Source organism: Gemmatimonadales bacterium (assembly GCA_019637315.1).
Taxonomy (GTDB): Bacteria; Gemmatimonadota; Gemmatimonadetes; order Gemmatimonadales; family GWC2-71-9; genus SHZU01.
In genome coordinates, this window is sequence record JAHBVU010000006.1 from 208,810 (window position 1) to 220,529 (window position 11,720).

The 11,720-nt window shown below is 65.5% G+C and carries 10 protein-coding genes and 1 pseudogene; 10 read left to right on the forward strand and 1 reads right to left on the reverse strand.

What is annotated here, in order from left to right; translation table 11 throughout:
* Together KF785_07990 and KF785_07995 are read left to right on the forward strand one after the other, a co-directional pair.
* A complete protein-coding gene (locus KF785_07990; protein MBX3146701.1) occupies positions 1-735 on the forward strand; it encodes a hypothetical protein in 735 nt (244 codons plus the stop codon).
* Between the two features lie 151 nt (positions 736-886).
* Positions 887-2,068 carry a glycosyltransferase family 1 protein gene (locus KF785_07995; GenBank protein MBX3146702.1) on the forward strand — a complete coding sequence of 394 codons (1,182 nt, stop codon included), beginning with the start codon at positions 887-889 and terminating at the stop codon, positions 2,066-2,068.
* A gap of 22 nt (positions 2,069-2,090) precedes the next feature.
* Here KF785_07995 and KF785_08000 read toward each other — a convergent pair whose 3' ends face one another.
* A complete protein-coding gene (locus KF785_08000) occupies positions 2,091-3,878 on the reverse strand; it encodes a beta-lactamase family protein (GenBank protein ID MBX3146703.1) in 1,788 nt (595 codons plus the stop codon).
* A 104-nt stretch (positions 3,879-3,982) separates the two neighbouring features.
* Between KF785_08000 and KF785_08005 the strand changes: the two genes are divergently transcribed.
* The 8 genes and pseudogenes from KF785_08005 to KF785_08040 all read left to right on the forward strand — a co-directional run bounded on the left by KF785_08005 (position 3,983) and on the right by KF785_08040 (position 11,058).
* Complete coding sequence (locus tag KF785_08005) at positions 3,983-4,477, forward strand: MarR family transcriptional regulator (GenBank protein MBX3146704.1); 495 nt, start codon at positions 3,983-3,985, stop codon at positions 4,475-4,477.
* A gap of 201 nt (positions 4,478-4,678) precedes the next feature.
* Entirely contained in the window at positions 4,679-5,269 is a 591-nt protein-coding gene (locus tag KF785_08010) for a hypothetical protein (GenBank protein ID MBX3146705.1), read from the forward strand.
* A gap of 137 nt (positions 5,270-5,406) precedes the next feature.
* The gene (locus KF785_08015) at positions 5,407-6,837 is read left to right on the forward strand and encodes a M20/M25/M40 family metallo-hydrolase (GenBank protein ID MBX3146706.1); all 1,431 of its coding nucleotides are present in this window, start codon (positions 5,407-5,409) and stop codon (positions 6,835-6,837) included.
* A gap of 134 nt (positions 6,838-6,971) precedes the next feature.
* Complete coding sequence (locus KF785_08020; GenBank protein MBX3146707.1) at positions 6,972-8,405, forward strand: amidohydrolase family protein; 1,434 nt, start codon at positions 6,972-6,974, stop codon at positions 8,403-8,405.
* 480 nt (positions 8,406-8,885) lie between these two features.
* Complete coding sequence (locus KF785_08025) at positions 8,886-9,392, forward strand: hypothetical protein (protein ID MBX3146708.1); 507 nt, start codon at positions 8,886-8,888, stop codon at positions 9,390-9,392.
* 75 nt (positions 9,393-9,467) lie between these two features.
* On the forward strand, positions 9,468-9,728 hold the full coding sequence (locus KF785_08030; protein MBX3146709.1) for a hypothetical protein: 261 nt from the start codon (positions 9,468-9,470) through the stop codon (positions 9,726-9,728).
* 78 nt (positions 9,729-9,806) lie between these two features.
* Positions 9,807-10,388, forward strand: a pseudogene (locus tag KF785_08035) (transposase).
* Positions 10,372-11,058, forward strand: a complete 687-nt coding sequence (locus tag KF785_08040) for an IS256 family transposase (GenBank protein ID MBX3146710.1) — start codon at positions 10,372-10,374, stop codon at positions 11,056-11,058. The pseudogene KF785_08035 and the gene KF785_08040 overlap by 17 nt, the downstream one beginning before the upstream one ends.
* Positions 11,059-11,720 lie beyond the last annotated feature (662 nt).

The following is an 11,720-nucleotide window of genomic DNA, read 5'->3' on the forward strand; positions in this document are numbered from 1 at the left end:
ATGTCTAGTTCTGAGCGCCGCGAGCTGCGCATCCTGCGGGTCTACGGCCTGATGGCCACCCTGCTGCTTACCTGGTTCAGCCTGAGCGCCTTTCAATCGCAGCCCGACAAGGTCCGCTTTACCGAGATCGACGTCGAGCGCATCAACGTTGTCGAGCCCGACGGCAGCTACCGGATGGTGATTGCCAACCGGCCGCGCTCGATCGGCCCGATCTTCAAAGGCAAGCCCTTCGGCTATCCGGGCGGCACTCGGCCGGGCATCATCTTCTTCAACGATGAGGGCACCGAGAACGGCGGCCTGACCTTCACCGGCAAGACCGACGCGAACGGCCGCTACCAGTCGAGCCTGCATATGTCGTTCGATCAGTACAACCAGGACCAGGTCATGGTCCTCAACTACCAGGACGACACGGACACCAAACGAACCGGTATCACGTTCGCTGAGCGGGCCCCGATCCCGATCATCGACCTCGTTGAAGACCTGGAGAAGATCCGGGCCATGCCGGACGGACCTGCCAAGGAAGCGGCGCAGAAGGCGTTTGCCGAGCCGCGAAACGGCGTTCCGATGTACGCCGAGCGCGCCTATCTCGGCCGCAACGTGCAAAAGGCGTCAGTGCTCCGGCTGGCCGATCCGAACGGCAAGCCACGCATTCTGATCCAGGTCGACTCACTCGGCAATCCGAGCCTCGAGTTTCTCGACGCCAACGGCAAGGTGACCGCGCGGCTGCCGCAGTAAGCCCCGCGGCATCCCGGGTGGCGCCGACTGGTGCGTCACCCGGCCCACGCCGGATTGTACCAATGCCACGAACCCGCCTTTACCGAGTGTTGACGCCAGCGTGATCCCATCGGGGCGACCGACTGCGAGACTTGAGCGCAGGAGGTAGCCGATGCGGATTGCGATCTTCTCGGAAGTCTACTGGCCGATGATCAGCGGGGTGGCCCAGACTCTCGATCGAACGGTACAGGCGCTCATCAGCCGAGGTCATTCGGTTCGAGTCTACAGTGCGCGTTACGCCTTGCCCGCTGGTGTCACCGACCGCCCCGAGGCGCACCGGTCGCCGGCCCGGCCGTTTGCCCTCTCGCCCGAGGTGGAATGGGCCCGGCCGCGGCAGGCGGAGATTACCGCAGACCTAGCGGCGTTCGGTCCCGACGTGGTGCACCTGGCCACCGAGTTTCCAATGGGTCGAGCGGGCCTCAAAGCCGCGCGCCGGCTCCGGGTCCCGATCGTCGCGTCGGCGCACACCGATTACGAGAGCTACGCAGCACGGTACGGCTTCGGCTGGGCCGTGACGCCGGGCTGGATCTACCTGCGCCGGTTCTACCGCCATGCCGAGGTCGTGCTGGCGCCGAGCCGGGCGTATCAGGAACAGTTGCAGCGTCGGGGGGTTCGGCATACCGGGGTCTGGAGCCGAGGCATCGATACCGATCGCTTTCATCCGCGCCACCGCTCGGAGGCGTACCGGCAGTCGCTGGGCATCGCTCCGGGCGACCTCCTCGTGGCGTACGTCGGTCGGCTGGCGCCAGAGAAGGGCGTCGATCGACTGCTCGACGCATGGGCAGCGTTGAGCGCGCGGCACCCTCGTGCGCACCTTGCTTTTACCGGATCCGGCGCGCTCGAACAGGCCATTGCCGAGCGAGGTCTGCCGCGAACCCACCTGACCGGCGTCCGGCGGGGGGCCGAGCTCGCAACCGCGTATGCGTCCGCCGATGTCTTTGTCCTGCCGTCGACGACCGAGACCTTCGGCAACGTCCTCCTGGAGGCCATGGCCTCGGGGGCAGCCTCGATCGCCATGGCAGCCGGCGGCGTGCTCGACTACGGCCGGAACGGCGACAACGTGCGCCTGGTGTCGCCCGAGGCTTCGCTGCTGCCTGCGCTGGACGAGCTACTGATCGACGAACGCGCACGCCGGCACCTGGCGGCTGGCGGTCGCGCGACGGCAGAGACGCGGACGTGGGCTGCGGTAGACGATGAACTGGTGCGGCAGTACCGCGGGGCGATGACCCGCGGCGCAGCGTACCGAACGGAATCGAAGCTGCCAGTTCGCCCGGTCGCCCAGACCTCGAGCTAGGGTCATCGGGCAGGCACGCGGCTCAGCGCGGTGCGGGGTCGTCCGCGCGCCGCCTGGGCCAGGTCACGTCCGTGCGGGTCCGGCGCGTCATCGAGACGACTTGGCCCGAAGCGTCACGGTTGAACACGATGCCGACGTTCGGCGCATCGCGAACATGCCAAAGGCCTGCCTGTCGGGAGGGTCGAAGGCGATTGACGCTGCCATCGGGCCCGCGAATGGCGAGCCCGCCCTCGTGAACGATGATCTCGATCTCGTTTTGGGAGCCGGTGACCTCGTAGCGACCAGCAGCGTCCGCAAGCTCAGACGGGGCCACAGCGCGATCGATCCGGAGCGAATCGGCCAGCGGCGTGCCAACCCGTGGAACGTCATACGCCTTGTCCGCCTGATAGAAGACCAGCTTGGCAGCCGGCGCACCTTCGCTCGGTTCGAAAGCAACTTGCAACCCTTCACGCGCGATCTCGGCACCCCAGCGCTTAGCGTCCTCCAACCACACGAGATCGAACGCGAGCCGGCTCGGCACGTCGAGCACGAGCTTGCCGTTCCGCCAGAGCACCTCGAAGACTTCGTTCGTGAAAGGCCCGAAGTTGGCCACGTAGCGACCGACGAGTCCCTGGTACGCAACCGGCGCCGGCTCGGCAGCCGTGCCGGGATTGACGACGAAGCGTTCGAGCGCCTCCTCGAACCGGAGCGGTGTGGTGCCGCCCCGCGACTGGGTGAAGTAGAGCACGATCAGATCACGGTCGGGCCAGGCCCAGGCGTTGGTACCGTCCGACCCGCTGTGCCCCAGAATGCGGACGCGAGTCGGATGCGCGGTCTCGACGTGCAGCACGGACATCTGTCCGTACCAGACTTCGAGCCCGCGGAACCCCGTCGGTACTCGCGCATCGCTGCCGAGCATCGACATCGGCGATGCCGGCGTCGTCTGCCGCAGGACAGCCTCCTTCGACAGGAGCTGCCGGCCCCCGACCCGCCCCTCGTCGAGCCAGAGCTGGAGAAAGCGGGCGTAGTCCCGCGGGGTCGAGTAGAGCGTCTGCGAGCCCCAGGCAAAGGGGTAAAGCGGCTTGCCATCCGCCGGATTCCAGAAGCGAGTCCACGACCCGCCAGATCCGTAGTAGGCGCTCGCAATCCGCGGCCAGCGGGAGTCGCTCGCATCGATGCCGAAGAAGGTGTCCGTCATGCCCAGCGGCTCGATCAGTTCGGTACGCACAAACTCAGCAAAGGGCTTTCCGCCGGCGGTCTGGACTAGGGCGGCCGCGACGTCGGTGCCGGCGTCGCTGTACCAGAATTTGCTGTCCGGGGCGTGAGCGGGCCCCTTTTCGCCGACGGCGTCTACCTGGGCCATCAGGTTGGGGTACTGATCGAGGCGCTCGATGTTGGTCAGCGGCAAACCGGCCCGGTGTGTCAGGATCTGCCGCACCGTGATCGCGCGGGAACGGTCATTGTCGAAACTCGGCAGGTACTTGCTGACCCGGTCATCGAGCGAGAGTTTCCCCCGGTCGATCAGGAGCTCCACGGCCGCACCGGTCAGCGTCTTGGTCATCGACCGGATGTTGGCAATCGTACCCACGGTCCAGGGTCGGCCCGCCTCGCGGTCGGCCAGGCCGTGAGCCCGGTGCAACAGGACCTTGCCATGGTGCAGCACCAGCAGCTCGCCGCCGAGCGCCAGCCCCTGGGCAACGTACGACGCGACGACCGAGTCGAGAGCCCCGAGCGCCACGGCATCGGGCGGCCCCTGAGGGCCCGCCTGTGCCGCTCCGGGAGCGGCAAACACCAGTGACACCAAGCCGGCAACGGAGAACGTGCGACGCATGGGTACCTCCTGTCAGAAGCCCGCAACTTCCATCAATTGCGCAATTGATTGTATAATACCACCTGAGGTTTGGCAAATCGGCTCCGACGAAGAGGACGCGCCCCTTGAACGAGATTCCCTTTTTCGCAACGACCTCGGCCTTCGCGATGCGGGTCGGGCAGCTCGCGACCTCGCTGTACGACGGCATGGACGCCTGCCTGGCGGCGCACGGCATCGAGCTGCCGGGCTACACCACGAGCATCGTCCAGACCCTGTACCACGGCGGGCCGCAGTCGATCTCGGATCTTGCGCAGGAATTGAAGCTGTCTCACCAACTTGCATCGCAACGCGTCAACTGGCTGGTGCGGGCAGGCTTCGTGACGAGTGCCTCACACGCCGATGACCGGCGGGTCAGAGTGGTGCGCTTGAGTCGAGCGGGGCGGGTGCAGGCGACCAAGCTGCAGGAGTTCCTGCCGCTCCTGGCCGAGGCGTACGGCGATCTGTTCGAGGAAATCGGCGTGGACCTGCACGATGCCACGCTGCGCGCGTCAGCGGCGCTCGAGGCGCGATCGCTCGCGGACCGGGTTGCCGTACCGGTAAACGGGTCCCGTCCCCGCTGAGTGTCGGTACAGGCAAGCTTGGCTGCGTCTTGGAGATCGGTCGCCGCTCACGCTACCTTGCTCTCATGGCGCCGACGAAGCCCCTTGTGCTCGAGGAGTACTGCGACCCGGAGTGGGCCGAATGGTACCGAAAGACGCCTGCCGAGCGGTGGGTAGAAAGCTGCAGGCTATGGTCGGCATATCTGGCACTCGGAGGTTCCCTTGATCCCGAGCCCGATACCCAAAGTCCTTTCTTCGATCCGACGGCACCAGGTCCGGGCCCTGCTGATGGGCGGCCAGGCCTGCGTGTTGTACGGCGCGGCGGAGTTTAGCCGCGACATCGATCTCGCGCTGCTCGCCGAGCCGGACAACCTGACTCGGCTCCGGGAAGCAATGGCGGAACTCGAGGCGTCGCCCATTGCCGTCCCACCCCTTTCCATTGACTACCTCTCCAGGGGCCACGCCGCGCATCTTCGCTGCGCTGCCGCCGGCGTCGAGGCGGACTATTTCGCCCATCGCTCGGATCCGACGGCGGCACGAGTCGCGTTCTGGCTCGAGGAGCTCCGAAGCCCCTCCCTGCTGATCGAGCTGGCAGCGTCGGAGCCTGCAGCAGCCAGCGCCTCGCAGCGCACGGCGGTTCACGCGGCACGCCGCGGGGCAACGGACGAGATCGAGCGGGCTCTGGCAGACGAGCAAGCCGCGGAGACTGCGGCTGACCGCATCTGGTGGGAACCACTCAAACGGGAGCTGGAATCCAATCCGCCGCTCCAGCAGCTCCGCATGATCGCGAACGAATCGGCTGTCGGCGTTTAGCGGAGCCACGAGATGCGGTCACGTGGGTCCGATCCTAAAGCGTCTGCCGCAAGGGTCCGGAACGGCACCTCTTCCCTCGCGGTCACAATCCAGGATATTGGAGCTCTGTCCCCCGTCCACCGACCCGAGGTCCGCCTGTGTCCGCCAAAGTCCTGATCCCTCTCGCCCTGCTGGCCCTGGCCCCGGCGCTGACCGCACAGACCTCGAGCGACGACTACAAGGAGCCCTACCAGCGACAGGCGCTGGAGATCTTCCGGAACATCATCACGCATCGCAGCGCCGAGGGTCATGGCAAGGTTCCGGAGGTCGCCGGGTACCTGGCGGAACAGTTCAAGGCCGGCGGGTTCCCGGCCTCCGACGTCCACGTGATTCCGATGGCGCTCCCCAACGGCGAAAGGACGGCCGTCCTGATCGTCCGCTACCGCGGCGAGCCGTCGTCCAGGGCCAAGCCCATTCTCTTCACTGCCCATATGGACGTGGTGGATGCGTTGCCCAAGGACTGGAAGCGGGACCCCTTCAAGCTCACTGAGGAGAACGGCTACTTCTACGGCCGTGGCATTCTCGACGACAAGTTCGGGATCACCACGCTGACCACCACCTTCCTCCGCCTCAAGCGGTCCGGCTACGTGCCGAATCGCGATCTGATCATCGCCTTCTCGGGGGACGAGGAGACAGGCATGCTCTCGACCCGCGCCCTGGTCACCACGCATCGGGCGCTGACGGACGCGGAGTTTGCCCTGAACGCAGACGGGGGCGGCGGGGTACTGAACGAGGCCGGGGAGCCAGAACGCTACTTGGTGCAGACCTCGGAGAAGACCTACGCCACGTTCGAGCTGACGGTCACCAACCCCGGCGGGCACTCCTCCACGCCCCGGACGGACAACGCCATCTATCAGCTGGCCTCGGTGCTCAAGCGGATCGAGGCGCACCGATTCCCGGTGCAGGTCAACGAGGCCACGCGCGCCTACTTCGAGGCGGTGTCAAAGCTCAGCCCGGGCAAGGTTGGCGATGCGATGGGACGCCTGGCACGCAATCCGAGCGACTCCGCAGCAGCCGAGGTGCTGTGGCATGAGCCGGAGCACGTCGGAATCACCCGCACGACTTGCGTAGCGACCATGCTGCGGGCCGGTCACGCCGAGAATGCCCTGCCCCAGTCAGCGACGGCCACGGTGAACTGTCGGATCTTTCCGGGTGTGGCGGTGGCGGAGGTGCGCGAAACGCTGATCCGCGTAGCTGGCGACCCCGAGGTCCAGCTGACCGTACTGGGTGACCCGATGGCCAGCCCCGCCTCTCCCATCCGTGATGATGTCTGGGACGCGGTGGCGCAGGGCGTGGCGCGGATCCGGCCGGGGACCCCGATCATTCCCTACATGGCGCCGTACGGCACTGACGGGAAGGAAATCCGCGCGGCGGGGATTCCCACCTACGGGATCATGGGTGTCTTCATAAAGGACAGCGACCAGTTTGCCCACGGGCTCGACGAGCGGGTTCCGGTCCGATCGTTCTTCGACGCGCTGGAGTTTTGGAACACGGTGATGCGCCGGCTGTCCAGCGCGACAACTCCCTGACAAGCGCGTCGCCCCTGGCCAACCCGAGGTGGTGATCGATCTGGCCCGACTCTTCGCGAATCTGCCGTAGTCGATCGTTGTAAGGTTTCTGCCGGTCGGTGTGACTGCCTTCCAAACCAACCGAACCCGGCTCGATGAGAACCCTCGTATCTCCGCTACTCCCCGCCCTGCTGCTGCTCACGCTGGGAACCCCGGCAGCAGCCGCGGCGCAGACGCTGGTTCTCAAAGGCGCCACCCTGATCGACGGCACCGAACGCCCGCCGCAACCTGACGCGGTCGTAGTCATCCGGAACGGATGGATCACGGCGGTTGGTAATGCCAAGGACACCCGGGTCCCTGCCGGTGCGCGCGTCGTCGACCTGAGTGGACGCTACCTGCTGCCCGGATTCATCGAGATGCACGGCCATGTCGGTATCGGTGCGTGGGAAGTGGACTCGAGCGGCCCGAAGCGGCAGCTCGTCTACGCCTACGACGAGCCGGCAAGTCAGGAGCTGACCAAGAGCCAGCTTGCCTTCGGCATCACCACAGTCAGAAATCCCGCCGGGCTCACGAGGGAGAACGTGGATCTCAGAAATCGGGTCCGACGTGGCGACCTGATTGGTCCGCGGATCATCACCTCGGGGGCGCCGATCGATGCGCCCGGTCCCAACACCGCGGTGGATGGCGCCGGAACACCAGAGCAAGCGCGTGCTGCGGTCGATGGGCAGGTCGCGGCGGGCGTCGACTTCATCAAGGTCTACTCCAGTCTCGACTCGACTCTGATCCGCGCCGTGGTCGATCAGGCGCACAAGCATGGCGTTCCGGTTGTTGGGCATCTCTGGCAGACGTCCTGGACCGACGCGGCGCGAATCGGGATCGACGGCATCACCCACATCATCGTCAACAACGAGCGTCTGCTGCCCGCGGCCAAGCGGGAAGAGTACCGGAAGACGTACCTCAACGGTCAGTTCATGTTCGACTGGTTTCGCCTGGTCGACTTCGACGGGCCCGAAATTACCGAGATGATTCGCACGCTGGTGGACAAGCGGATCTCGATCGACCCGACGCTGGTGGCGTTCGAGGGCACGGCCTGGTGGGACCAGCCGGATCACTATCCGAAGGAAGCGGACACCTTCGTGCCGCCGAGCTTTCTTGCCAAGTGGGCATCGATGAACAGCATGCGCGGGTGGACAGCGGCCGAGTATGCCAATGCGCGGCAGCAGTTTCCCCGGATGCAGGAGCTGGCTCGGCGGCTACACCAGGCTGGCGTTCCGCTGACGGTTGGGGTCGACCATGCCAATCCGTGGATGTTTCATCACGAGATGGAACTGCTGGCGGGAGCGGGAATACCGAACGATGCGGTGCTGCGGATGGCGACCCGGAACGGTGCGCTGGCGCTGGGCCTGACGTCGGAGATCGGAACGATCGCGGTGGGTAAGCGAGCGGACCTGGTGGTGCTCGATGCCGACCCGATTGCCGACATCCGCAACACGCGGCGGATCAGCTGGGTGGTGCTCGGCGGCAAGCTGGCGCGGCCGAGCGAGTACTTGCCGGCGCGGCTGACCAGGAACCGCTCAGCCAGGCGGTGAGCCGAGCTGAATCGTCGGCGTAGCGATGGCGATTGAGCCCATCGAGTCGACGGAGGAGGTTCATCATCTCGGCCGCGACCGGGATCCAACGATTCTTCGGAAGCGCGACAGCATGGTGTCCTCCTTCGCCGCAACCGGCGTCGTGTACGCCTCCGACGGGCAGGCCCTACCGGATTTCCGGTGCCACAATTTCGGTCATGGCGGAATCCGGCCACCGCGCAAGATGGGTAGGTGCGTGCGTAAGTCGCTGACTGATTAGGAGGTTAGATCAGCGACTGGAGTGGCCGGACCGCCATCGAAAGGTTAGCACAACTTGCGGGCCACCGATCGACCAGTGTCACTATCAGGGTGTCAACAGTGGACACCGGTGTCTGTTCGTGGACAACTCCCCGCCGCTGCGCAGCACGGACCTTTCTGCCCGGGTATCGACTCTGGAGGTTGGGAGGTACTATCGGGGTACCCACGCCATGGGAGACAACCGTGCGCCACCAACTCATTGGCCTGATGCTATGGCTGACCGCCCCGGCCGTATCTCTCGCCGCGCAGGACCGGGACACGCCGCCGCGCGCCAGTACCATGGCATATCTGGGCATTTCGCGGTTCGACTTCGATCGATACATCAGAGGCGAACGGGACGCGCTCGTCTTCGGCGGCGTCCTGCGATACTCCACGAACCAGGTCGTCAGTCCTCAGGTCGTAGCCACGTTCTTCCAGCCGGATGGGATAGACGCACTTCTGCTCAATGTCGGCGTGACAGTTCAGAATCCAGGCGCGACCGTCCAACCCTACGTCGGGGCCGCAGGCGGCTATGGCGCTCGTATGGCTGGCGCCTTTGAGAGTGGGGTGTCGATTGCCGCGATGGGTGGGGTTCGGTACCGCGTTTCGGCGCGTTCCCGGGTCGTCATGGAGCTTCGCGCGACTAGTGTGAAGCGAATCAGCAATCAGGCTCTGCAGTTGACCGCCGGATATGAATGGCTGCGATTCTGACGGGTACCGCTAACACCCCGCTACTTCAAGATCGATTTCTTACGGCACAATTAACCGACTCATGGACCAACGGGAATGTCCTGGGCGTTGGCTCGCAACGTCGGTCAGGTGGCCCGTAACGGCGGTCAGACAGCGGAAATGCTATTTCGGAGTCTCGAACGGACGGTGAGGCCGCGTGATACGGCGTTCAGCGTGCACGTTAGGACAATCACGCGACTCAAAGCCGCGGTCAGGGTGCGGATTCGGGCGGTCACCCGACCTGCAACGGGTGTCACGGCGCGCGTTGCGGCGGTCACCCCGGTCGAAACGGCGTTCGCTGGCCGGAAGCTGTTGTGACACGCCCGAAGCCGGCGGTCAGGCCGGACCTGTCTGGAATTCTGTGTGTGAGGCCATACTCTTGGAGGAGGAGGAGTGATGGCCCGACCGAAGAAGAGACCGCCGGCCTTGCCCGAGCCCGTGTTCGCACCGGACGCGCTGGATGCCCTGATCGGGGAGCGCCGGACGGCGGACGAGCTCGAGGCCCTGTTCCGGGTGATGAAGAAGCACATCGTGGAGCGGATGCTGGGAGCGGAGTTGACGCACCATCTGGGCTACGCCCCTGGGGAGGAGAAGCCGGCCGGGCAAGCGAATCATCGCAATGGGTCGACGCCCAAGACGGTCCTGACCGACGACGGGGCCTTGCCTCTGGAGATCCCCCGGGATCGGGCGGGGACGTTTGCGCCGCAGTTGGTGCCGAAACATGTGCGCCGGTTGCCGGGCTTCGACGCCAAGGTGCTCTCGCTGTATGCCCGGGGGCTGACCGTTCGGGAGATCCAAGGCCACCTCGAGGACCTCTATCAGATCGCGATCGCGCCGGACGTGATCAGCACGGTCACGGATGCGGTCCTCGACGAAGTCACGGCGTGGCAGCAGCGCCCGCTGGACCGGATGTACCCCGTGGTGATTCTCGACGCCTTCCGGGTCAAAATTCGCGACGAAGGTGTCGTTCGCAAACAAGGCGGCCTACCTCGCCATTGGTGTCGCCCGCGACGGCACGAAGGACGTGCTGGGGCTCTGGCTCGAACAGACCGAGGGGGCCGCCTTCTGGTTGCGGGTGATGACGGGACTGAAGAGCCGCGGCGTCGACGACATCCTGATCGCGCTGATCGATGGCTTGGCCGGCTTTCCCGAGGCGATCACGACGGTCTTTCCCCAGACCCAGGTCCATCACTGTATGGTGCACTTGGTCCGCGGCAGTTTGAGCTACGTGCCGTGGGGCACTCGCCGCGCCGTCGCGGCCGAGCTGCGGGCGATCTACCGCGCCCCCACCGAGGCGGCCGCCACGGCCGCGTTGGACGCGTTCGCCCACAGTCCGGCGGGGGAACGTTACCCACCCATCGCGACGATGTGGCGCCGTCACTGGGCGCACATCCGGCCGGTGTTCGCCTATCCGCCGGCGATCCGCCGCTTGCTGTACACGACGAATGCGATCGAAAGTCTGCACATGCAGCTGCGGAAGATTATCAAGACCCGCGGGCATTTCCCCAGCGACGAGGCGGCCACCAAGTTGCTCTACCTCGCGTTGCGGAATATCATCACGAAGTGGAAGGCGCCCTCGATGCCGTGGCAAGCCGCGCTGCCGCATCTCGCCGTGCTGTTTGGCGACCGGTTTCTGGTGGAGGGCTGAGACCGGTGTCCCGGCCTCACACACAAAAAAAACGGACAGACCCGTCAGGCCACCCGAACGGCATCCTCGGCCATCCGCACCGAGGGTCAGGCGACTCTCAACGAGTGTCACGCGACCGAAATCGTTGTCACAGAGCCCGAAAACGTCGGTTACACGAGCCGTTTTGCCTGTCACACGACCGGAAACGTCAGTCAGGCAACTCGCAACGAGGCCCACACCATTCGGAACGGTGGTCGCTATACGCGAAACGGCGTTCGGCGACACGACACGACGACCTCGCTACTCCAACCGCCACAGAGGGCCCCGGTTGCCACGCGGCGCAGAGCGGACATTGAAGAAGCTTTAGTACGACGCGCGTCCATGGTACGATCAGGGCGACTTCTGACGGACTGCCCTATGGACTGGAACCTGCTCGACCGCATTCTTGCCTGGGAACGGGTCAATCGCGACCAGTGGGACGCCGCCGTGGCGCATCTCCGGAAGTTCATCTAGCCCGCTGACCGTGCCGGCCTGATCGAGGCGATCGCTGAGAACGGGCCGAGTGAATGGGAGGACAGGAACCACTTCGGGCCGGGGATGCAGATCAGGAATATCCTGCGAGGCGGCGGGTATGATGAGGCTGCCCTGGCGACTCAGGACCTGGACGAGGCCTGGGGCTACTT